The sequence below is a fragment of the Bacillus sp. 3103sda1 genome, assembly GCF_024159135.1.
Classification (GTDB): domain Bacteria; phylum Bacillota; class Bacilli; order Bacillales; family Bacillaceae_G; genus Bacillus_A; species Bacillus_A rhizoplanae.
Genome location: NZ_JAMYWS010000001.1, coordinates 1,872,711 through 1,895,523, shown reverse-complemented (window position 1 = coordinate 1,895,523; position 22,813 = coordinate 1,872,711). Strand labels below are relative to the sequence as shown.

Below are 22,813 nucleotides of genomic sequence, written 5' to 3'. Positions count from 1 at the left end.
ACTAACTAGACATTTCGCTTGGAAAGTTTTACAATAAAAATGTGAACAAAATGTGACATTTTATCTTCTAAATTGTGACATTTTCAATTCCATTATTACAAGTAAGGATGGTGTTGATAATGAAAACTGCACAAGGTGAAAAGCTTTCTAATCGCGAATTTTATTTCGTACTATACATGATGATGTTATTTATCTTAGGATGGTTTATGGATGTTAACGGTATTTTCTTAAGCAAATACTTTACACTAGCAGGAATGATTACTGTTCCAGCAATTGGTGGTCTTGTCGGATACTTTATTATGTCTCTCAGTAAACAACAAAATAACTAAACATATTACATAAAGGCAGAAAACGATGTTTCGTTTTCTGCCTATTCTTTTATAATAAAAGAATAGTAGATTACAAGGAGTGATAAGTTTGAAAAAAGTAGAGAAAATATCTTCACAGTTATATATCATCGACGATCACGACTTACAACATGAACAACGTACAGGTACATATGTCTTACTTGGTGATGAAATTACTATAATTGAAACGTGCGCCGCACCTTCTCTTCCTTATCTTTTAGATGGATTAAAACAATTAAATATACAGCTTGTTGATATTAAAAATATTATTGTCACACATGTTCATCTTGACCATGCTGGTGCTGCTGGCTTAATGATGGAGAAATGCCCCAACGCAACGTTATTCGTTCATTCTCGAGGCGCTCGTCACATGGTTGATCCGACTAAACTCATTCAAGGTGCAAAAGCTGTTTACGGAGATTCATTTGATAAACTTTTTCACCCCATTTTGCCTATTCCAGAAGAACGAGTTCATATCGTACAAGATGGTGAAACACTGCAAATCGCAGAAAATCGAACGCTTACATTCTATGATACACCTGGCCATGCAAAGCATCATATTAGCATTCATGATTCCTTAACAAATGGTATATTTACAGGTGATACGATTGGTATTTATTACCGTCAATTGGCTGAACCTGGTGTTGAACTTTATTTACCAACAACATCTCCTACGCAGTTTCAACCTGAAGCTATGTTAGCTTCAAAAGATCTCATTCGAAATATGAATGTTGATTACATTTATTTCGGTCATTATGGCGCCTCTTCCCATGTTTCTGAAATCTGCACTCAGCTAGAACATTGGCTCCATATATTTGTTGAAGCCGGCAAGCAAATATTTGAAAAAGAACAAGACTTTGAAAAAGCAAGCCATCAACTGTCCAATCTCTTGCTGGAAAAAGTGTCATCGCACCTTACAAAAAAAGGCGTCCCAGCAACACATTCTATTTATGATTTGTTGAAACTTGATATGGAAATTAGTGCGATGGGAATTATTGATTATTTTACAAAGTTGGAACAAACAAAGAAAACTATAAAGTGAAACTTCCATCAGTGGGGGTTTTCTTTATCCCCCACTGATGGTTAGTTGAACCAATTGGGCTTTTACGGGCAGTTATTCCCCACCTACCTTCTTCGCTTTTCTCTCAATCTTGAGATGGGAGTCTTACTGCCCGTGAATAGCGGGATAAAGTAAACATCTCATCAATGTTTTTTATTCCCACTGACCTGATCGTTACAACCTGTTTGACTCTTTCAAATTTTACTACCTTGAAGGAACAGTCTTACTGCTCACAAGAAAATATTTGTCGCTATAACACAAAAGAGTCCGTTTCTTAACATGGACTCTTTTTCTATAGGAAATTTATTAATAGCACCTGTTTCATAATGCTTCCTTATAATTCTTGATAATTATTATATAATTTTCCAATTTATAATGGCCGTTTAAAATAAACTATAGAATCTATTGTAGGAGGACATATCATGAAAGCCATTGTTGTAACTGCATTTGGGAGTCCTGAAGTAATGGAGTATACAGACATACCTATACCGTCTATCAACGCCAAGCAAGTTTTAATTCGCGTTGTTGCAGCGAGTGTTAATTTTGCTGACATTAAATCTCGATATGGAAAAAAAGAGACAGGAAATCTTCCTTTTGTACCTGGTATAGATGCTGCTGGAATTGTGGAACAAGTTGGTTTTAACGTAACAAATATTAAAGTGGGACAGCGCGTTATTGCTTTTCCACTTAACGGGTCTTATGCTGAATATGTTGCAGCAGATGAAGAGCTTACTTTTGTATTACCAGATGAAATTGATTTTGAAACTGCTGCTGCCTATCCAATTGTTTCTTTTACAAGCTATAAACTTCTAGCAGATGTTGCAAGATTACAACAAGGCGAAACTGTTCTTATTCATGCAGCTGCAGGAGGAATTGGCACGACTGCCATTCAACTTGCTAAAATTTTTGGTGCTGGAAAAGTCATTGGAACAGTTGGAAATGAAGCGAAAAAGAAAATTGCCTTAGAAGCCGGGGCAGATCATGTTATTTGTTATAAGGAAAAAGATTTTGCACATAAAGTAAACGAACTCACAAATGGAGAAGGTACAGACGTTATATTGGATTCTATTTCTGGTACTGTATCAGAGAGAAGCTTACAATGTCTTGCGTTCTATGGGCGCCTTGTCCATTTTGGAAATGCAAGCGATGATATCGGAGCATTTCAAACAAAAGATTTACATACAAGCTGCCGATCTATTCTCGGATTTAGCTTTGGAACAACTCGAAAAAAACGTCCCCATTTACTTCAGCATACTGCCAAGCAAGTATTTCGCTATTTAAGTAACGGTAACTTACAAATAAAAGTAGGAAAACATTTTTCTCTTCAAGATGCAGGAAAAGCACATGAATGGGTTGAAAGTAGACAAAGTACAGGAAAGATTATATTAGATGTTCGGCTAACACCATAAAATCTTCGTTAGAGGTGTTTTATATGGGCTCAAGAATTATGCATGTAATTCTTGAGAATTGTATTGCAGAACAATTGGCTATTCAGGACAAAACTTCCTTCCTCCTCGGAGGAGTTGCTGCAGATGCAGTTCATTCAAAAAACGAAAAAGAAATATCACACTTTTATACAGGTACAGTAAAGAACTACACAAGAAGGATTGATTATGAAGCACTTCTTCATAAATATAAAGCTTATAAAAATTCCCCTTTCATATTAGGGTACTATACACATCTCATTGCTGATGAAATGTGGCTACAAGGATTTTATCTTCCATGGCTCAAAAATCGAATAGATTACGATCCAAATCTCCTTTCTCTGTATCATCGCGACTTTAAGCTTTTAAACGGAAAATTGCTACATTATTATGATAGAGATCAGAACTTATTTCATATTTTGAATAAGAAATCGAATTTGGTGGATATAGAAGAAGTACTAGAGGAAAACATCTATTCTTTTAAAGCATTAGTTTTTGACGATATGCTATATTCACAGCAAGACTTATATACAAACCTACAAGTATTTACACTGAATCAAATCATTGGATATATAGAAACTTCTATTCAGAAAGGTGTGTTCTCCTTAGAAAAGCTAACCACTAATCAGTCTACGCCTAAATGATAATAAAAAAGACGCGACTACGTAATATTCGTAGCCACGTCTTTTTTATTTATCTAGGCTTCTTCTTCCCATTAAATGCAGGTTTCTTTTTCTTTGGAGCTTTCGGTTTCGATTCAACAAACGATCCTTTAAACATTTCTTGTTTATTGAACTGAATACCTAACTTCTTCGCAAATTGAAGTAACTTCTTCTCTTCTTGCGGTGTTACAAGGGAAACGACTGTTCCTTCTTTACCCATACGTCCTGTACGTCCTGAACGATGAATATATTGATCAAGCGTATCTGGTAATTCTAAATGAATAACATGTGTTAAATCATCAATATCTAATCCTCGTGCTGCAATATCTGTCGCTAATAAAATTTCCACTTTTCCTTGACGGAATGCGCGCATCGTTGCTTCACGTTCTTGTTTATTTGCTTCTGCATGAAGAGCTGCTGCTTTCATCTTACGGAATTTCAATTTTTCAGCAATTTCATCTAACCGAAATGGATCATTTAAGAAGGCAACTGCTTTTACATCACCAGTATGCATAATTTTACGGATAAAATCATTTTTTTCACGACGTTCACAAACGATATACGTATGCTCAACAAGACTCTTCGTTTCCGTACGTTTTACGCGAATCAATTGCGGTTCAACTGCAAAATCACGTGCTACTTCTTCTGCATCTTTTGTCATTGTTGCAGAGAAGAATACGACTTGACGATCACGCATTGTCGATTTAATTACATCGGACACAGCATCTATCATCTTTTGTTTTACGATTTGATCAAACTCATCAAATACAATTGTTTTCACTTCATGCATTTTCAATTTCTTCATGCGGATTAGTTCTAAAATACGTCCAGGTGATCCAACGATCACTCGCGGATGTTTCTTTAATTTCTCTACTTGACGCTTAATATCCGCACCACCTATTAAAGAAGCACCTGAAATTTCAGTACCTGCGGTAAACTTTTGCACTTCTTCATGAATTTGCATTACAAGTTCACGCGTCGGTGCTAAAATTACTACTTGAGGTTGTTTCACTTCAGGATTAATTTTATGTAAAAGTGGCAATAAATACGCTAATGTTTTACCTGTCCCAGTTGGAGATTCAGCAATAACATCTTGTCCTTCTAGAATAGTTGGAACAGCTTGCTTTTGGATTTCAGTAAACTCTTTAAAACCAGCCTTCTCCCAAGCTTGTTGCAAAAATGGTTGCATATCTTTTATCATTTCTTTTTCTCCTTTATCTCTTTTTTTGAAGAAATTGTTGTATTATTCGCATCGTTTCTATCATATGAGAAATAACAGCTATTAAATCATCAACATGGTCTTCTGTAATCGCTTTTTGAAATAAAATTTCTACCTTATTATGATATGAAATCGCTTGCTTATTATATTCGTATGAAATTTTCTGCGTAATCATTCGTTCTTTTCCCCATATGGATTGTAGCAACGCTTCAATTTCTTGACAATCTTTTTCTGGATGCTTCAAAGAAAATGCAAAGAAAAGCTTCATTTCACAGCCAGGCACAAAATACGGTACCTCTAATATCTCACCTGATAAATTTTTTGCATCAACTGATAATAAAAATGTTGCTTCTACTAGTGACTCTATATATTCTTTCAGTTGAAACGAAATGGTATATGTACGACTAAACGATGCTAGATCCATTATATCTTTTCGGTCAGTTACAATGATGTCACCATGTAAATCAAAATCATATACAGCTCCTTCAACAATAACCTTTAAATTTTCAAAAGCAGTTGGATCAAACATATATTCCTCCAAAAAACAAGCGCCTTTCCATCGAAAGGCGCCACGTGATGTACGTATAGTTTACCGATAAAAGAGAAGAAATACAACCTTTTAGAATAAACCTACTGCTTTTCCATCTTCATTTACGTCCATTTGAAGAGCAGCTGGTTTCTTTGGAAGTCCTGGCATTGTTAGCATTGTTCCTGTTAACGCTACGATAAATCCAGCACCAATAGATGGTTTTAACTCACGAATTGTTACAACAAAGTCAGTTGGGCGCCCTAGTTTTGTCGCATCGTCAGAAAGAGAGTACTGTGTTTTTGCCATACAAATTGGCAAGTTTCCCCATCCTTCTCCCGCAAATTGCGTTAATTGCTTGCGAGCTTTTGGTGCAAATTCAATATCTTTTGCACCGTATACTTTTTGAGCGATTGTACGAATTTTTTCTTCTAATGGAAGTTCTAAATCATATAAAGGTGCGTATTTGTTTTCACCTTTTTCAATTACTTTTAATACCTTCTCTGCTAGGTCAACACCGCCTTGGCCACCTTTTTCCCATACTTCTGTTAATGATACTTCGTAACCGCGCTCACCGCACCAATTTTGTAAGTACTCTACTTCAGCAACTGTATCTGTAATAAATTTGTTGATTGCAATAACAAACGGAACACCAAATTCTTGAATGGTTTCAACGTGTTTTTGTAAGTTTTCCATACCTTTTGCTAACGCATCAACATTTTCTTCTTTTAACTCGTCTTTCGCTACGCCGCCATGCATTTTAAGGGCACGAATTGTCGCAACAATGACAACTGCTTCTGGTTTAATACCTGCTGCACGCGCTTTAATGTCTAAAAATTTTTCAGCACCTAAATCTGCACCAAAACCAGATTCCGTAATCACATAATCACCAAGTTTAGCTGCCATTGTCGTTGCGATTACACTGTTACAACCGTGTGCGATGTTGGCAAATGGTCCACCATGAATAATTGCTGGTGTATTTTCTAACGTTTGTACTAAGTTTGGCTTTAATGCATCTTTTAATAAAAGTGTTAATGCACCTTCTACACCTAAATCTTTTACTGTTACAGGCTCATTATCCATATTGTAGGCTACAACAATACGAGCTAAACGTACTTTTAAGTCTTGTACATCTGTCGCTAGACAGAATACAGCCATAATTTCAGATGCAACTGTAATATCAAAACCATCTTCACGCGGTACACCTTGTACTGGTCCACCTAGACCAATTACAACATTGCGAAGCGCACGGTCATTTAAATCTACACAGCGCTTCCATACAATTTTACGTGTATCGATGCGAAGGTCATTTCCTTGTTGAATATGATTATCGATAAATGCTGCAAGTGCATTATTTGCAGTTGTAATCGCATGAATATCCCCTGTAAAGTGAAGGTTAATGTCTTCCATTGGTACGACTTGCGAGTAACCACCGCCCGCTGCACCACCTTTTAATCCCATAGTTGGTCCAAGAGATGGTTCACGAAGCGCAATAACTGCTTTTTTACCAATTTTATTGAAAGCTTGCCCTAAACCAACTGTTACAGTTGATTTCCCTTCCCCTGCTGGAGTAGGGTTAATCGCTGTAACTAAAACAATTTTTCCATCTTCTTTTCCTTGTAAGCGCTTAAAAATATCAAGAGATAACTTCCCTTTATAATGACCGTACGGCTCTAATTCTTCTTCTAAAATGTTTAATTCTGATGCAATCTCTTGGATTCTCTTCATGCTTGCTTCTTGTGCAATTTCAATATCAGATTTTACTGTAGTAGTTGCTGTCATATTCCCTAGTCCCCCTTTAATTGTTTCTGAAAATATTGTATCAGTTTTTTGTATTTTCTGCACTTATAATCCTCCTATAAGTTACTTCTTTTGAAGCATAAATACCCACATAAATGTTAAAGCTTGCTGCAATTCAAGCGGAAGTTGTCCAATCATCTTTTCGTTTACACCACGCTTATATACGCCCATTCCATCTATCAAATTGAATCCTTGTTCCTGTGCAAGCTTTTGAAATTCCCACGGCATCATCGTATTACAAATGACATCTTTTCCATATAGACGTGGATAGCTATTTTCACGTGGTTTTGCTGTTGGTCCTAAAATGGCAATACATGCAAAACCTTCTGGCGCTAATACTCGCTTTATTTCTTGCAGGGCTTGAAGTGGCGCTTCCGTCCATTCTAATGAATTTACTGCTAAAACTGATGCAAACTCCTCATCTTGAAACGGTAATGAAGTAAGATCTCCTACTATAAACGATAAATTAGGACTCTCACCGCGCTCTTTTCCTTTTTCAATCATTTGCTCTGATAAATCAATACCACATGCTTTGTAACCTGCTTTATTTAATTTGTATGTTCCATATCCATCTCCGCACCCTACATCAAGAACAGTTGCCCCGTTTCGTATGTATTTTTGGAAAAATGGAATAATTGCACTACGGCTGCCACTATCCCACATTTCTTGACTATTTTGATTCCAAAAATCAGCATTATTATCCCATTTCTGCTGCGCTGCTTCATGCCAATTAAATTTTGTCATTATTGTCCCACCTTTACATTTTTCATCTATCTAAAAGTCATTCTACATCATTTTACATTATTCCTGTTTATTCTTAAGGAGAGATGGATAACATAGCAACGGGCAATCACTTTCTCCATTTTTATTTGTTTGGATATAAATAACAGACATGTTTTTTTTCTTTATAAAAAATACTAAACATACCCTAAATCGAAAGAGAGGGCTATTCATTGCCAAAAAAACGAACGCATCATTTAAAAAGCGGAGAAAAACAAGAAGAATATGCGGTAGAAATTACCCCTCAGCGTCTTCCAATTAGGCGTCGTCGTAAAGAAATCCATAAAGAAGAAGACAGAACAGACATTGGTACAATTGTTGGGTACATCGCATTATTTATCTCTTTATTTTCAATTGCTTTCTATCCTATTACATTTGGATCTCTTTCCATCTTAATTGGGCTTCTCGCTGTTCGTTATGAAGCAAAAACACTTGGATATACAGCTATTGGCTTTGGAGGATTTTCTCTGCTTTTCAGTTTATTATATCCTCTCTTCTTATCAGCCTTTTAAAAGGCGCTTTCTTATAAAGTGAAAATTCCATCAGTGGAAGACTTCATCCCCCACTGATGGTTAGTTAAACCAATCAGGCGCATACCAACAGTTATTGCCGACCTATCTTCTTCGTTTTGGGGTGAGGGGTCTTACTGCCCAAAAGTAGCGGAATAAAGAACTAAAATGCAAAATGCATCCATTCAACAATGGATGCATTTGTTGTATCCCTTTGCTTATTAACGAAATAACATCACATAACCGCAACCACTGCAATGATAAGCAGTAATTTCTTGAAACACAGGATAGTTCTCCTCATCTCGCTGTTCAATAAATACTTTTTCAAAGCGATACATATTCGGCGCATACGCCCAGTCTTGTTTTGTACGTGCATATAAGGTGGAAGAAAAAAATTCTTCTCCTCCGCAAACCATACAAGTCTTTTTCAAAATAATCTCCTCCCCAAGCCTGTCTTACCATAACTATATGAGAGAGAATATAAAAAAAAGACCTTCTAAACATTAGAAAGTCTTTTCAGAGGAAAAGAGGAACATCCCCAATATTCCAATGGCACTATACGTCTTCTTTTTTCCTGTTTCTGTTTGAAAGGTTTGTTCTATTTTCATAAAGAATACGCCGTTTCGAACATTACTACCAACAAACTCCAGTTTCTCTTCTTTATTATCTTTTTGCTGTGTACAACTAAAACTCACTTCATTACACACAATTGAATATTCATCTGCTAAATGTTTTTGAAAGTCCGCTTCCTTCGGACAAGTTAATAATAAAATTGCTACAAATATAATACTACTAATGCTTATTATTGTGAAAGTCTTCCCCATTTTATCTCCTTTCCAAAAAGAAAGAAAACTTGACTTCTATCGTCAAGTTCCCTTAGTCCATTATCCACTGCCACTCTTGTTCTTTCTTATCAAAGATAAGCCATCCTGTTTCAGAAGCTTCGCTTTTCAAATCTTCTAAACTGTCTAAAACTTCATTTGTACTTTCATACGAACCGATAACATAAACAGGAATCTCTAAGCCACGTCTTGATTCTAATTTTCCTGCTAAGTCCAAATATAAGCCATCTTCCATAAATGGCAGAAGTTTGAGAATGACCTCTTTTGAAATCGCTGGATAAATTTTTGATTTTTGAAAGAATGCGAATCGTTTTTTTCCAAATGAGCCAAGCTTATAAGGAATCACCTTACTAAGCATTCCGACAAAGTCCGGCATTCTTCGGTAATATACCTTATTGTACCAGCCATCATCATGAGAAAGATAAACGAATCTATTTTTCAAAAGTGGGAAAAAAGCCTTCCCGAGCGGTTCCTTTTTGTGTGCCAAATAGAGTAATTCTGCAATTTCTTTTGGCTCCAATTCATCCAAGTCATTCACATCATCAAAATCAACCCAGCAAAATTCTTCAAACTCATCCACATCTGCCGCAATTAATTTATGTATGTTCTCTTCTTCTGCATATTCAAATAAAGTATGATAATGAAGATCAGTCCATTCAAAACTATGCTTTAAAAGCAGGACTTGATGAAGCGGCGAAGGAATATTGCTTGCAAATTCCTCAAACGTAATTCCAGATGTGATAAAACAATGATTGCGACGATTACCATTAATATAAATCATATTCTTGATTTGGTCAGATCCTCCAGACAAAGCACCTAGCCACCTTCGTTTTATATGTTTCAATACTATAGGATATTTTATCACGAAAATTTTTAGAAACATAGAAAAAACTATAAAAACTATTTACATTTTTATGAGTTTTATTACATCACTATTACAAGAAAAAATGCCTGCTTATAAACAGGCATTTTTCATGCAATTTCATCTGGATTTTGTGGATAATGAGAGCTATCCTGTTTTTTATTATTTTGAAAGATCGACTGAATCTTATCAATTGTTTGCGGCGCAAGTTCGATTACCTTCTCTGCCAAGTGCGTTGCATTTTGCAAATGAAGAATATTTACACCATCCTTATTCACAACAAGAAAGGCCACCGGTGTAATAGAAACTCCCCCCGCACTACCACCACCAAATGCGGGATGACTTTGTGACTTTTGCACGTCATTTGTGGAAAAATCTGATCCACCTGCACCAAAACCAAATGCTACTTTTGAAACAGTTAAAACAACACCGCCATCTGCTGTTTGAACAGGTTCACCAACAATCGTATTCACGTCAACCATTTCTTTTAAATTTTCCATAGCTGCTTTCATCAGCCCTTGAATTGGATGATCCACCGTTCATAACCTCCTTTTTCATATCCTTCCTAGTTTTTCCTAAACATTGTGAACTAAACATAAAATTTTTTATTGATTTCCAAAATTATAAGTACTAATATTTAGAAAATACAAATAAAAGGAGTTTCAGCAAAAATGATTCGAAAACTAACCGAACAAGACCATGAACAAGTACTTTCTTTTTTAAAGAAAGAAGCTGCATTCAACCTATTCTTAATTGGTGATATTGAGGCATTTGGATATGATCAAGATTTTCAAGAACTATGGGGACAGTTTACGATAGAAAATGAATTACAAGCTGTTCTATTGAGATTCCATGATTCCTTTATTGCCTATGCTGAGGCTTCATTCCAGCCAGAAGCATTTATTGATCAATTTACTAACCATGACTACATTAAACTCTCTGGAAAATCAGAGGTCGTAGAACAGTTTGAAAATCTCGATAACCTAAACCTTGGTAAAAAACTGCAGACATACTTTTGTGAATGTACAACCGAGAAACAGTTAGTAAAAGATATAAACAAAGAAAATATAAAAATGGCAACGGTTAAAGATGTGGATCGTATTATACATTTACGAAAACAAATTACAGAATTTAAGATAGCAGACAGCGCAGGTAAACTCCTTCGCCAAGCAATTGAAACAAACACCGGACGGACATATTATATAGAAGAAAACGGAAAAATTATCGCGTGCGCGTCCACATCTGCAGAAAATTCATTATCTGCTATGGTTGTAGGTGTATGTACACACTCAAATCACCGCGGAAAAGGGTATGCTTCTCAAATCATAAGTAAAATGATTCAAGATTTTATCGCCGAAGGAAGAACACTTTGTTTATTTTACAGTAACCCTGCTGCTGGACGGATTTATAAACGATTAGGCTTTAAGGATATTGGAACTTGGACAATGTATCGCTAAAAAGAAGTTGCCATCAGCATAGGATATCTTCATTCCCTATTGATGGCAACTTCTTTTTATTGAGGTTAAACCCTATCTCATTCTATATACTGAAAATGCTCTACAATCGGAAAGGGTTCATAAAAATGATGCAATCTCTTTTTCCATTCTTCATACTCACTCGATTTTCGAAATCCTTCCGTATGATCTTCTAACGTCTCCCAGTTAACTAACAGAAGATATTTCCCTTCAGTTTCTATACATTTATGAAGCGTATGACCTTGATAGCCTTTCATTGAGGAAATAATGGTAGAAGCCTCTTGAAATGCATTTTCAAATTCATTTTCCAACCCGCACTTCACTTGGAGCATCGCTGCTTCTAATATCATTGTCTCATCTCCTAACTTTTTATTACACACTAGAATTCACAAATTACATACTCTCACGCTTCAAGCTCATAACAATTTGCCGCTCAACGAATCCCATCTCTTTATACAACTCTTTTGCAAAATTCCCTGCAAACACGTTCAAACGAATTTCCAAATAGCCTAGCTTATTTAGTTCATCAATTGCTGCTCTCATAAGTTGGCGTGAAAGACCTTTTCCACGATAAGAAGGCAACACATACAATTCATAAATGAAGCCTAGTTCTTCTCCAGAAAAATAGTCTTTATTACTCCCAATTAATATCCATCCATTCAAAATATCACCCTGTTTTACAACAAGATAGAATGCTCCTTTTTCTAAAAGGGGCGCTGTAATTTCTAGTACTTTCTCTTGGCTCAGCTTACTCGTTTTCATAGTCCCTTCATATAAAGACTCGGCAGCATGAGCTAAAATTTTTCCTGTATCGCTTTCAGTTGCTCTTTGTATCATAAGAACCTCTTTCTCCCCCCTACTAAACATGTAATACCATCCTTAATGTTTTGAGCATATAACCATCAAAATCTTCTTCGAACGCATCTACCACTGCAAACCCTTTTGCATTATAAAATGCTTTTCCCTTTTTATTCTCTGATTCTACGTTAATATATATCTTCTTGACACCTTCTAATATTGTAATTCCTTTACGTAATAACGCTGTTCCTATACCATTACCTTGGTATTCAGGCAATAGGTAAATTGCCCCTAACTCTGTTTCATTTTGATACTTTATCGGTGAGAAATTTGCAAATCCAACAATTTCCCCATCTACCTCTCCCACAAACAAGTGTGAATGTTGTAAACGATGCTTCATCATGTCATAAGAATAAGCATGCTGTAAAAACCTCTCTTGCACTGATATCGGAATAATACCTGTATATGTATCGTTCCAAGAAGTCTTGGCCACATGTTGTACAGATGGAATATCTTCTTCTTTCATTTCACGAATAACAAAGTTCATAGAGACTCCTCCAATCTATAATCTGCTAATGTGTTACACTTCACACACATTCCATCTCCATATACAACTTGGATTAACTTGATACGATTTATTACCGCTCGCATCACTTCAAAGCTCTCACATACATGTTGAAAAACTTGTCCTAACTGTATTTTCGTTAGTCTACTTGCTACTGTACAATGTGGAACCCATTTATCTGGTACATAATAGGAATCTGTATTATCTTGGAAACGACTAAAATATTTATGATAGTTTGTATGAAACTGTTTCAGATTTTCTGTTATCGTCGGAGCATAAAAGACTGTTCCATTTACCGGAAAACTCCCTATATGAGAAAATTCGATTTCAATAGTACTCATACACTTTGCAAACTGATGCAGCTCTCGCTTGAATATTTTGACATCTAAATATTTATAGTCTGCTAATGTAATATGTGGTTCCAGTCCCTCAATGTTGTTTATATAAGATGACAAATCACTTAATTCATCCCATTTCTTTTTTATATGTGCTGCAAATATTTCATCAAACGTTACAATAACTGCGTACAAACGGCTCATCCCCTCGCTGCTTTCATTTCTTCCCATTCCTCACGGATCATCCCCATCCGAATCGAATCATAATATTCTCCATTATAATAACGGCATTTTCTCATTCTTCCCTCTAATTGCATGCCAAGCTTCTCAGCAACCTTCATCATGCGCCTATTTCCCGACCATGTTGTCAAGCCTACACGCGCAATACGCAAATGTTGGAATAAGACGTCTACATATAAACGTAATGCGTCTGTTCCATATCCACCGCTCCAATACGCCGGATTATAAATTGTAATGCCTATTTCTAACCAGCGTGATGGCTCGTGTTCCCAATAATACGTTACAATCCCAATGATTTCGCCTTCTTTTTCGATGATAAGCTGTGAATATGGATCTTTCTCGAGCTTAGAGCGAATTCTTTCCTGAAATATTGGAAACTCTTGTCTTACAAAAGGAAAATACGGCGCGTCCCACTTTTTCCATTCTGGTTTTTCTTCTTTATATATTTCTTGCCAAAGTGGATATAGATCCTCGCCTTCTATCATTCTAATAGCTATTTTTTCCCCTTTTACATAAAGTTGTTTCATAAATTCCTCCTATATATGTCTCCTTATCTTCCAATTACCATGTAGCAATATACCGTGTAATCTGCACAGCAGAGATTGTATGAACCTTTCTTGTCTACTGCTAAACGAACTAGAAAGACACTATATTTTTTTATTAGTTTTATTTATTATAATGTTTTTTCTGAAAAATCAAAACAAACATAAGGAGCACACAATAAAAATAGCCTTTATCTTTGATTACTAAGTAATCGTAGACACAGGCTTTATTTTTCGGTAATTAACTGCCCTTATATATATTTTAAGACTATCTGCTTTATTTTATTTCTTTCCAAAACGAATAACTCACCTTTTCATACCCTTCGCGTTCATAAAAACGGTGCGCATCTATTCTTGGAAAGGCCGAAGTTAATACGACACAAGTACAATCATTTTCTTTGCCCCACCCCTCAATATACGACAGCAGTGTCTCTCCATATCCTTTTGAACGATGTGCCTCTGCTGTAACAAGATCATATACAAAGACATGTTTCTTATTATAAAAATTTGTACAAATTGCCGTTCCTGCTAAACTCACTACTTCTCCCTCACTATTATATAAAGCAAATAAACGATAATTTTCTTCTCTCATTCTTCCTAAAAGAGAAAATGCTTCTTCTTGAGAAAGTGTGAGCCTCAACTGCTGTAATACCGGTAACACCTTACAAAATTCTTGCTCTGTTTTTACCTCTTGCACACATGTATTCATATTCTTTCCCTCCAATTATTTATAAAAAATTCAAAATGTTTTATGATTGTTATTATAAAAAGCACATGCCCCTTTTGTAAGTGGCAGTTTTATTCTTTTTTATAGGGACAGTTTGAAAGGAAGATGACAATGGAACTTATCATCCCATTAAATTCAGAAAGTAAGATACCGCTTTACATACAAATTTATAACTATATAAAACAAGAAATCTTACAAGGAAGTATTGAGGTTGGTAGTCGTCTGCCATCTCACCGCAATTTATCTTTGCAGCTTGGTGTAAGCCGTAATACAGTTGAATATGCATATCAGCAATTAATAGCTGAAGGGTATGTAGAAAGTAAACAAAAAAGAGGTTTATTTGTTGCTGATGCAGATTACGATATGATCCAGACAACAAGCAATAAAAATATTGCATATAAAGAGAAACCTGTTCAGGAAAATTTACGTTATGATTTCAGTCATGGGAGCATTGATATAGACTCCTTCCCGTTGTCTACTTGGAAAAAAATAACGAGTAATTGTCTCCTAGAATATGAGAATGACTTATTTACAAAAGAAGACTCACAAGGTGAATGGCAGCTTCGCTCTGAAATCTCTCGCTATCTCTATCAAGCGCGTGGTGTTCACTCTACTCCAGAACAAATTATCATCGGAGCAGGTACACAGCCTCTTCTTTGGTTACTTTTGCAATTGCTTGGGAATGAGTATAGATATGCAATGGAAAATCCAGGGTTTCATCGCGTAAGAGCTGTCATGCAAAGTTGCGGCTTACATATACAGCCGGTATTTTTAGATGAAAAAGGGATTCATATTTCCTCTTTATATAAAAGTGATGCTAATGTCGTATATGTAACACCTTCTCATCAATTTCCATACGGGATGATTATGCCTCTTTCTCGCCGAATGGAGCTGCTAAAATGGGCAAGTGAAAATGATAGCTATATTATAGAAGATGATTATGACGGTGAATTTCGTTACACAGGAAAACCTATCCCTTCCTTACAAGGATTAGATACAAATGGACGTGTCATTTATATGGGAACATTTTCTAAGTCATTTTTGCCTTCACTCCGAATGAGTTATATGGTTCTTCCACAAACTTTGCTAAAAACTTATCAACATGATGGTATCATCTTCAAGCAAACCGTCTCAAAAATACAACAGCTCACATTTGCAACATTTATGAGAGAAGGTTATTGGAATCGACACTTGAATCGAATTCGCACTATATACAAAAAGAAACATCACTTACTAGTACATACAATTCAACAAGAAATGGGCCCGCTCGTCGATATCATAGGTTCCCAGTCTGGACTTCATATTGTATTACATGTTCATAACGGAATGAATGAACATGAGCTTATCGATAAGGCAGCTGAAAATGGTGTCAAAGTATATCCTCTTTCTCTATATGATGCAGAAGATGCCTTACAGAAGGAATCTTACGTATTGATGGGGTTCGGAGGGTTATCAGCAAACGACATTCTCTGTGCTATACAATTATTAAAGAAAGCTTGGTTTTAGGTAACATAAGCAACAAAAAAAGTGCTGTAAACGATATATTTTATCTGTTTACAGCACTTTTTCATTTCTTATTATCTTAAAATAAGGGCTTTATTGTCCTACAGGATAAAAGGGCCTTGTTTTCTTACATATCCTGACAGTTTTTTTTAATAATCTAATGCACTCACTGGTTGAGATTGATGAGAAAGTTGGGTACATTCATGAAAAGCAAAATGTTTACAACCTATACATTTTTGTGTATCCAAATGTTCTAAAGCATAAGTAATAGCTTCCCCTGTATGTTCAAAAAAGTTCTTTTCTCCAATTTCAGCATACAATCCGTTTTTATCTAAAGTTGCTTTTAACTCAGCTTGGATTCCTGAAACAAGAAGTACTCCACCTTGTTTTTTAAAGTGATGAACAATATTCCTAAAATAGGATTCTCCTGTTGTATCAATAAAAGGAACTTTTCCCATACGTAAAATTAAAACTTTTGGTTTATAATGAATAGTTGCTAAAATGTTTTGTTCAAACGTTTGAGCAGCTCCAAAGAATAACGGACCTTCTATTGTATAAATACTAATTTGCGGACAGTCATGCGTTTTATTCACCACATGTGGCAGCAATTTTTCGTTCTTTCTTGTATGATCAGGAAGCACTTTAGATATAACAAGCATGTTACTCATACGTTTTGTAAATAAAATAATAGCTAGAATAAGGCCGATTTCTACAGCTGTTGTCAAACTAGTAAATACAGTAAACAAAAATGTTACAAGTAATACAAGAGAATCTCCTGTTTTCATTTTAAGGATGTGAGCAAAATGTTTTTGTTCACTCATATTCCAAGCTACTACCATTAAAACGGGGGCCATACTAGCAAGGGGAATATGTGAAGCAGATGGAGCTAACAGTAGAAGCGTTAATAAGACAAGCACCCCATGAATAATACCTGACATCGGAGAAGTAGCTCCACTCCTAATATTAGTTGCTGTTCGGGCAATCGCTCCAGTTGCCGGAATTCCTCCGAATAAGGGTGTAACAATATTAGCAATTCCTTGACCGATAAGCTCTTTGTTACTGTTGTGCTTACTATTTGTCATACCATCTGCCACGACAGCCGATAAAAGAGATTCAATACTACCCAACATGGCAATAACAAATGCAGGACCAATTAACTGTTTTATACGCTCCAATGTGATTTCTGGAATATGGAACTGAGGAAGTGTATTCGGAATCGTACCATATGCTGTACCGATAGTAGGTACATGACCCGAGAAAAATACCGTTGCAATTACAGTTGAAATAACAATACCTACTAATGAACCAGGAACTTTTGGTAAAATTTTTGGTGTTATCAATATAACAAAAAGGCAAATCAAAGCAGTTATAATACTATAAAAATTGATGGTATCAATATGGATAAAGATTTCCTTCAAATTTGCTATAAATTCCTCATGCTTTTTTATACCTGTCAGCCCCAAAAAGCCAGCAATTTGTCCCGTAAAAATAGTAACAGCAATACCTGATGTAAAACCAACTGTTACAGGACGTGGAATAAACTTAATTAAAGATCCCAGTTTAAAAATCCCCATAAGGCATAAGAGAATTCCAGCTAATAAACCAGCCAGTAGTAAATTTTCATATCCATAAGTAATTACAATGCCTAAAAGAATCGGAACAAAAGCACCTGTCGGTCCTCCAATTTGATACTTCGAACCACCAAATAGCGAAGTGAGGATCCCAGCAATACACGTTGTATAAATCCCATACTCTGGTTTAACCCCAGAAGCGATAGCAAAAGACATGGCAAGTGGAATCGCAACAACTGCGACAATTGTTCCTGAAAGAAGATCCTTTTGAAACTGTCTCAATGAGTATCCTTCAAATCTTCCTGTAAATAATCCTTTCATATAAACCCTTCTTTTCTATTCTTAATAAATCTTGCTTTTTCTGAAAGAATAACTTTTTTAATAAATTCAAATTGCAAATTTTATCTTTTTCTAAAGAGAACGTGAACCTAATATTTACTATACGTTTTGTTCAAATGACGTTCTAATTTACCTATATCTCCACCTTCTTGTACGTAGGTTTTCAACCTTTCTGCTAGAAGTTCTCCACTGCGACTATCTAGCTTCTGCGTATCTATAAGTGATGTAATCGATACCTTCTTTGGCGTACTATCTCTACGAAACATCTGACCCGGAATTTCGCTCCAAAAACGATTCCATTCATCCCGTAATCCTATTTGATCAAATAAAAAACTTTGAATCCCACATAACCAAGCTGTACAGGCTGTATTCCTTTCTTGACATCCAACTCCATCTTGTAAATGTTGGCATGAAAAACAACAGGAATTCCCACTTTTAATACAAACATTGCATACGTGATGAGCTCCTATTGAGCGAAGTATTTCAATTCCATGTTGGATAATAGCTTCTTTCTTAATTTCAATACTCAATCTGTGCCTCCTTGGCTGCCGTTTCACCGTCTGTTTCGTCTAGTTCTTCTAACATTGAAATCGTATCAATCAAATGGTTATTAAAAATTTTCCGTGCAACTTCCAATAAATTCATAATCATAGGATCTCGAAGAGAATATAAAACTCGTTTTCCATCTTTGGTACCAACAACAATATTTTTTGCACGTAACACACTTAACTGTTGAGAAACCGCGGAGCCTTCCTTATTAAGAGTGCTTTGAATTTCATTTACACTTTTTTCCCCCTCTGACAGCAATTCGAGAATACGAATTCGCAAGGGATGTGATAAAGCTTTAAAGAAATCAGCCTTAAATTGTTGCATTTCCCCTCCCATTAAAACACCTCCATTACTTATTGTTGATTTTAAATAACCTAGAAGTATCATATACATCTTCAAATGTTTGAATATGTATATGATACTTCTAGAACTTTCAATTATCAATACAAATTTCAAAACGTTAACAAAAAATCAAAAAAGTGCTGTAAACGATGTATTGCATCTGTTTACAGCACTTTTTTTGATTCTGTTGCCGTCACTTATCCACCTAAAATGTCCCTATTTTACCTATAAATATTATATAATAATTTTGAGTGAATCTTCCGAAAAAGGAGTCCGTATACGATATGATGCTACAAACGATGTTTTCTTCCCCTATTTTACACATAGAAGAATTACATCCTGGCTACGAAGACCATGCAAGTAATGTATGGTTAGTAAAAACAAAAGATGAAGAAGTCATTGTTCGCTCTTCTAAATTAGAGGAAGAACCAAATAATGATTTTTGGTGGGGATGTAACCAACTATTAGGAATTGATCCACGATCTGTTCATAATCTAGAAATGGTCAATCATACACTCAGGCATTATACAACTCTCCCTATTCCTAAAGTGTTACGCAAGTATGTTCTAGATCGAGAGTACATTGTCGTTGAAAAACTAGAAGGAAAAATGCTGCAATCCTTCTTCAATCAGCCTGACTCTTTACTACATAACTTTGGAAAAGGATTAGCTGAAATTCATCAATACAAAACAAACTATGTCGGTAATCCATCTAGAACACATCAAATTCCATTACATAGCTTTCATCAACATGTGATACAAACTAGCACAGAACTTATAGAGCGATTTCACTCACATAATCAAAAAATTCGTAACAGGTTTAAAAAATTTATTTCTCAAACTGCATCTCTTCCTTCCCCAGAAGAAGCATCATTCGTTCTTATCGACATGGACCCAACACAATTTTTAACAGATGGTCAAAAAATTACCGGACTTGTAGATACAGAAGCTTACGCTATTGCACCGCGAGAATTCGATTTCATTGGATTAGAATATTTATTTACAGAAACTGAAGCTACAGCATTTCGAAAAGGCTATGAGACTATCTCCCCTCTTCCAAGCTTGACACAATGCAGAGAACCATATCGATATTTATATCGTTTACTGTCTGTTCAAGGAAGTGTGGACCTAGACGAGTGGATGAAACACCCATCTTTCTTTTAATTATCAAATAACACAATATAAGGGGGAGAATACACTATGCAAATTCAAAACGAATGGAGTCAAGAGGACAGCGATTATATTAGAAAACAATTAATCGCATTCAATCATTCGCAAGTTTCAGGTAGTGAGAAATCACTTGTTAAAGATATCTGTTTAACACTAAAAAATGATAATGAAGAAATAGTAGCTGGCTTAACAGGGGTCATATTTTGGCAATGCTTACACGTCAATATTTTATGGGTCAGTGATAGTCTGCACCATAAAGGCTATGGCAGTAAACTCCTATTAGAAGCCGAACGAATAGCGAAAGAAAACGATTGTAATCTTATTAAACTTGATACATTTAGCTTTCAGGCACCGGAATTTTATAAAAAACATGGCTATGAAGTATATGGTGTTATAGAAGATTTTCCGAAAGGACATACACACTATTACTTACAGAAAAGATTAATAGTATCAAATGGAGAGTGATTCTTTGACGATTAAAAAAAAGAATATATTAACCTCAGAAGACATACAACAAATCATCGATTTTACAACATACTGTGAACGTAATGATGGACTGGAGTATAAACCTTCTTTATATGTAGATGTACTCCAAACAAGAAATGAAGCTCAGGTGAATGATTTTCTTTATTACCAAGACGACAAATTAGTTGGTTTTGTAAGTATGTACGAATTTGAAAGACCTACTAAACTTGAATTAATAGGAATGGTTCATCCTTCATTTCGAAGGCAAAAAATATGTAGTAACCTTCTAGATGCAGCTTTTGACGAAATAAAAAATCGTAACATCAATGACCTATTATTCATCGTAAATGCTACTTCTACAAGTGGAAACGCCTTTGCTAAATCTTTTGGATTACAAATTTTGTTTAGTGAATACTCTATGCGATTTAAACGAGATTCAACATCTTTTATAAATATAAAAAATACAATTCACCTTGTACCAGCTACTACTGAGGAATTGCCGAATATCGCTAAAATTGCAAGTAAAGCATTTAACGATTCCTTACAAGATAATATAACATGGTTACATAAGACAATATCAGCACCTAACCGTCAGCTTTATATGGCTCTTTTCAATCAGGAAGTAGTAGGAACGATAACCGTTTCTCATGAAGAAGAGGTCACATCTATCTCTGGCTTTGCTGTAGATCCTTCTTATCAAGGAAGAGGAATTGGAACAAACATGTTACAAACTACTGTACAGCGATTATTAAAAGAAGGAAAAAGAAACATTACACTAGAGGTAGAGACAAAAAATGAGAATGCTTTGCAACTTTATAAGCACTGTGGTTTTGAAATTACTGCGAGCTATCATTACTATGATTTAATTAACAAATAGTCCGCAAGTAACCGTTTTCATTTACATAAAAAAGAAGAATGCATAACATTCTTCTTTTTTACTTTCTTCTTAATGGATTTACAATACCAACGATTTTACCATCTTCTTTATATACACGTGGAATTCTTCGATCTAACATGCACGTTACTTCATAGTTAATTGTCCCTAACGTATCAGCAATCTCTTCTACTGTAATCTCTTCATTACCTTGCTTACCATAGAAGACAACCTCATCTCCAACATGTACAGGCATCGCTTTTGTTACATCAAGCATAAGTTGATCCATACAAACACGACCGATAATAGGTACTCTCACGCCATTGATTAACGCATATCCTTTACTTGATAATTGACGGCTAAATCCATCTGCATACCCGATTGGAATCGTAGCAATCCACTCATCACCTGTTGCAACATACGTATTTCCGTAACTTACGCCTCTTCCTTTTTTCGCGTGTTTCACATGAGCTACTTTTGACTTTAACGTTAAAATTGATTGAAGTGAAACTGCTTTATGGTCCACTTCTTTTGAAGGATACATTCCATATACCCCTATCCCGACACGAACCATGTTTTGAAATTCGTTATCTAACTCCATTGTTCCTGCGCTATTGGAACTATGAATAAGAGGCAAATGAATCCCCATACTTTTTGCAGTATTTACAGCCTTCCCAAATAAATCTTTTTGCATCAACGTATATGTTTTATCTACTTCATCAGCAGTCGAGTAATGTGTAAACATTCCTTCTACTTTCACATGTTTCATTTCTTTCAATTTCTGTAGAAATGGTACCACTTCTTCTTCTTGTAAGCCAATTCTACTCATACCTGTATCAATTTTAATTTGAATACGTGCCTTCTTTTGAACACATTCCGCTATGCGGTCAATATTTATTAAATCTTCAGTCCGATATACCGTAATCATAATATCGTATTCAATTGCATCTGCTACAGCTTCTTCCGGCGTATAACCTAAAATTAAAATTGGTGCAGTAATTCCTGCTTCACGAAGCTCAATTCCTTCATCTATAAAAGCAACTGCAAAATGACTTACTCCAGCTTCAATCGCTGCTTTTGCAATTTCAATCGCACCATGACCGTATCCATTTGCCTTTACTGCTGCCATCATTGCAATATTTTCATCGTTTACACGTTTTTTAAATTCTCTTACATTATGTTTTACAGCATCTAAATTAATTTCAACAATTGTATTTCTTCCATATCTTGAAATCATTATTCTAACTCCTAACTCAATAATTCCATTCTATTTATCGTTCAGTAGGAC

28 protein-coding genes are annotated in these 22,813 nt (G+C 35.5%); 10 read left to right on the top strand and 18 right to left on the bottom strand.

What is annotated here, in order from left to right; all coding sequences use genetic code 11:
- Positions 1-107 precede the first annotated feature (107 nt).
- The 4 genes from NKR74_RS09530 to NKR74_RS09515 all read left to right on the top strand — a co-directional run bounded on the left by NKR74_RS09530 (position 108) and on the right by NKR74_RS09515 (position 3,475).
- A complete protein-coding gene (locus NKR74_RS09530; protein ID WP_253629363.1) occupies positions 108-329 on the top strand; it encodes a DUF3925 family protein in 222 nt (73 codons plus the stop codon).
- Positions 330-417: 88 nt separating this feature from the next.
- Positions 418-1,389 carry an MBL fold metallo-hydrolase gene (locus NKR74_RS09525; protein WP_098310826.1) on the top strand — a complete coding sequence of 324 codons (972 nt, stop codon included), beginning with the start codon at positions 418-420 and terminating at the stop codon, positions 1,387-1,389.
- A 440-nt stretch (positions 1,390-1,829) separates the two neighbouring features.
- Positions 1,830-2,816: a quinone oxidoreductase family protein gene (locus NKR74_RS09520; protein ID WP_253629362.1), complete on the top strand. Its 987-nt coding sequence runs from the start codon at positions 1,830-1,832 to the stop codon at positions 2,814-2,816.
- Positions 2,817-2,839: 23 nt separating this feature from the next.
- Positions 2,840-3,475, top strand: coding sequence for a hydrolase (locus tag NKR74_RS09515; RefSeq protein ID WP_253629361.1), 636 nt, complete (start codon positions 2,840-2,842; stop codon positions 3,473-3,475).
- A gap of 49 nt (positions 3,476-3,524) precedes the next feature.
- On the opposite strand, the gene NKR74_RS09510 is transcribed toward NKR74_RS09515, so the two are convergent.
- The 4 genes from NKR74_RS09510 to NKR74_RS09495 all read right to left on the bottom strand — a co-directional run bounded on the left by NKR74_RS09510 (position 3,525) and on the right by NKR74_RS09495 (position 7,782).
- Entirely contained in the window at positions 3,525-4,694 is a 1,170-nt protein-coding gene (locus NKR74_RS09510; protein ID WP_098310829.1) for a DEAD/DEAH box helicase, read from the bottom strand.
- A gap of 13 nt (positions 4,695-4,707) precedes the next feature.
- A complete protein-coding gene (locus NKR74_RS09505) occupies positions 4,708-5,241 on the bottom strand; it encodes a hypothetical protein (RefSeq protein WP_253629360.1) in 534 nt (177 codons plus the stop codon).
- 90 nt (positions 5,242-5,331) lie between these two features.
- A complete protein-coding gene (locus NKR74_RS09500) occupies positions 5,332-7,020 on the bottom strand; it encodes a formate--tetrahydrofolate ligase (protein ID WP_301287791.1) in 1,689 nt (562 codons plus the stop codon).
- Between the two features lie 81 nt (positions 7,021-7,101).
- Positions 7,102-7,782, bottom strand: a complete 681-nt coding sequence (locus tag NKR74_RS09495) for a class I SAM-dependent methyltransferase (RefSeq protein ID WP_253629358.1) — start codon at positions 7,780-7,782, stop codon at positions 7,102-7,104.
- Positions 7,783-7,991: 209 nt separating this feature from the next.
- Between NKR74_RS09495 and NKR74_RS09490 the strand changes: the two genes are divergently transcribed.
- On the top strand, positions 7,992-8,330 hold the full coding sequence (locus NKR74_RS09490; RefSeq protein WP_098310832.1) for a permease: 339 nt from the start codon (positions 7,992-7,994) through the stop codon (positions 8,328-8,330).
- A gap of 218 nt (positions 8,331-8,548) precedes the next feature.
- On the opposite strand, the gene NKR74_RS09485 is transcribed toward NKR74_RS09490, so the two are convergent.
- The 4 genes from NKR74_RS09485 to ytfJ form a co-directional block, all read right to left on the bottom strand.
- Positions 8,549-8,758 (bottom strand): hypothetical protein, encoded by a 210-nt coding sequence (locus NKR74_RS09485; protein WP_141525095.1) that lies wholly within the window; start codon positions 8,756-8,758, stop codon positions 8,549-8,551.
- 72 nt (positions 8,759-8,830) lie between these two features.
- Positions 8,831-9,151 (bottom strand): hypothetical protein, encoded by a 321-nt coding sequence (locus tag NKR74_RS09480; RefSeq protein ID WP_253629357.1) that lies wholly within the window; start codon positions 9,149-9,151, stop codon positions 8,831-8,833.
- A gap of 52 nt (positions 9,152-9,203) precedes the next feature.
- Positions 9,204-9,980, bottom strand: coding sequence for an oxalate:formate antiporter (locus NKR74_RS09475; protein ID WP_253629356.1), 777 nt, complete (start codon positions 9,978-9,980; stop codon positions 9,204-9,206).
- Between the two features lie 161 nt (positions 9,981-10,141).
- Complete coding sequence (gene ytfJ, locus NKR74_RS09470; protein ID WP_098310836.1) at positions 10,142-10,567, bottom strand: GerW family sporulation protein; 426 nt, start codon at positions 10,565-10,567, stop codon at positions 10,142-10,144.
- A gap of 135 nt (positions 10,568-10,702) precedes the next feature.
- On the opposite strand from ytfJ, the gene NKR74_RS09465 reads away from it, so the two are divergent.
- Complete coding sequence (locus tag NKR74_RS09465; protein WP_098310837.1) at positions 10,703-11,488, top strand: GNAT family N-acetyltransferase; 786 nt, start codon at positions 10,703-10,705, stop codon at positions 11,486-11,488.
- 77 nt (positions 11,489-11,565) lie between these two features.
- On the opposite strand, the gene NKR74_RS09460 is transcribed toward NKR74_RS09465, so the two are convergent.
- The 6 genes from NKR74_RS09460 to NKR74_RS09435 all read right to left on the bottom strand — a co-directional run bounded on the left by NKR74_RS09460 (position 11,566) and on the right by NKR74_RS09435 (position 14,695).
- A complete protein-coding gene (locus NKR74_RS09460) occupies positions 11,566-11,856 on the bottom strand; it encodes an antibiotic biosynthesis monooxygenase family protein (protein ID WP_253629355.1) in 291 nt (96 codons plus the stop codon).
- A gap of 43 nt (positions 11,857-11,899) precedes the next feature.
- The gene (locus tag NKR74_RS09455; RefSeq protein WP_253629354.1) at positions 11,900-12,343 is read right to left on the bottom strand and encodes a GNAT family N-acetyltransferase; all 444 of its coding nucleotides are present in this window, start codon (positions 12,341-12,343) and stop codon (positions 11,900-11,902) included.
- A gap of 22 nt (positions 12,344-12,365) precedes the next feature.
- Entirely contained in the window at positions 12,366-12,851 is a 486-nt protein-coding gene (locus NKR74_RS09450) for a GNAT family N-acetyltransferase (RefSeq protein ID WP_253629353.1), read from the bottom strand.
- On the bottom strand, positions 12,848-13,435 hold the full coding sequence (locus NKR74_RS09445) for a 2'-5' RNA ligase family protein (RefSeq protein ID WP_253629352.1): 588 nt from the start codon (positions 13,433-13,435) through the stop codon (positions 12,848-12,850). The genes NKR74_RS09450 and NKR74_RS09445 overlap by 4 nt, the downstream gene beginning before the upstream one ends.
- A complete protein-coding gene (locus NKR74_RS09440; protein ID WP_253629351.1) occupies positions 13,405-13,971 on the bottom strand; it encodes a GNAT family N-acetyltransferase in 567 nt (188 codons plus the stop codon). Before NKR74_RS09440 ends, NKR74_RS09445 begins: the two co-directional genes overlap by 31 nt.
- A gap of 292 nt (positions 13,972-14,263) precedes the next feature.
- Positions 14,264-14,695, bottom strand: coding sequence for a GNAT family N-acetyltransferase (locus tag NKR74_RS09435; RefSeq protein ID WP_253629350.1), 432 nt, complete (start codon positions 14,693-14,695; stop codon positions 14,264-14,266).
- Positions 14,696-14,824: 129 nt separating this feature from the next.
- Here NKR74_RS09435 and pdxR point away from each other — a divergent pair, with 129 nt between their 5' ends.
- Positions 14,825-16,219, top strand: a complete 1,395-nt coding sequence (pdxR, locus tag NKR74_RS09430) for a MocR-like pyridoxine biosynthesis transcription factor PdxR (protein WP_253629349.1) — start codon at positions 14,825-14,827, stop codon at positions 16,217-16,219.
- Positions 16,220-16,365: 146 nt separating this feature from the next.
- On the opposite strand, the gene NKR74_RS09425 is transcribed toward pdxR, so the two are convergent.
- The 3 genes from NKR74_RS09425 to NKR74_RS09415 all read right to left on the bottom strand — a co-directional run bounded on the left by NKR74_RS09425 (position 16,366) and on the right by NKR74_RS09415 (position 19,011).
- A complete protein-coding gene (locus NKR74_RS09425; RefSeq protein WP_253629348.1) occupies positions 16,366-18,108 on the bottom strand; it encodes a SulP family inorganic anion transporter in 1,743 nt (580 codons plus the stop codon).
- A 107-nt stretch (positions 18,109-18,215) separates the two neighbouring features.
- Entirely contained in the window at positions 18,216-18,656 is a 441-nt protein-coding gene (locus NKR74_RS09420; RefSeq protein WP_098310848.1) for a DNA mismatch repair protein, read from the bottom strand.
- A complete protein-coding gene (locus NKR74_RS09415; protein WP_253629347.1) occupies positions 18,646-19,011 on the bottom strand; it encodes an ArsR/SmtB family transcription factor in 366 nt (121 codons plus the stop codon). The genes NKR74_RS09420 and NKR74_RS09415 overlap by 11 nt, the downstream gene beginning before the upstream one ends.
- A gap of 293 nt (positions 19,012-19,304) precedes the next feature.
- Here NKR74_RS09415 and NKR74_RS09410 point away from each other — a divergent pair, with 293 nt between their 5' ends.
- The 3 genes from NKR74_RS09410 to NKR74_RS09400 are packed head-to-tail and all read left to right on the top strand — an operon-like array spanning position 19,305 to position 21,528.
- Entirely contained in the window at positions 19,305-20,180 is an 876-nt protein-coding gene (locus NKR74_RS09410; RefSeq protein WP_253631119.1) for a phosphotransferase, read from the top strand.
- Positions 20,181-20,216: 36 nt separating this feature from the next.
- On the top strand, positions 20,217-20,651 hold the full coding sequence (locus tag NKR74_RS09405) for a GNAT family N-acetyltransferase (RefSeq protein ID WP_098310851.1): 435 nt from the start codon (positions 20,217-20,219) through the stop codon (positions 20,649-20,651).
- Positions 20,652-20,655: 4 nt separating this feature from the next.
- Entirely contained in the window at positions 20,656-21,528 is an 873-nt protein-coding gene (locus tag NKR74_RS09400; RefSeq protein WP_253629346.1) for a GNAT family N-acetyltransferase, read from the top strand.
- Between the two features lie 58 nt (positions 21,529-21,586).
- Here NKR74_RS09400 and alr read toward each other — a convergent pair whose 3' ends face one another.
- On the bottom strand, positions 21,587-22,762 hold the full coding sequence (alr, locus tag NKR74_RS09395; protein WP_253629345.1) for an alanine racemase: 1,176 nt from the start codon (positions 22,760-22,762) through the stop codon (positions 21,587-21,589).
- Between the last annotated feature and the right edge of the window lie 51 nt (positions 22,763-22,813).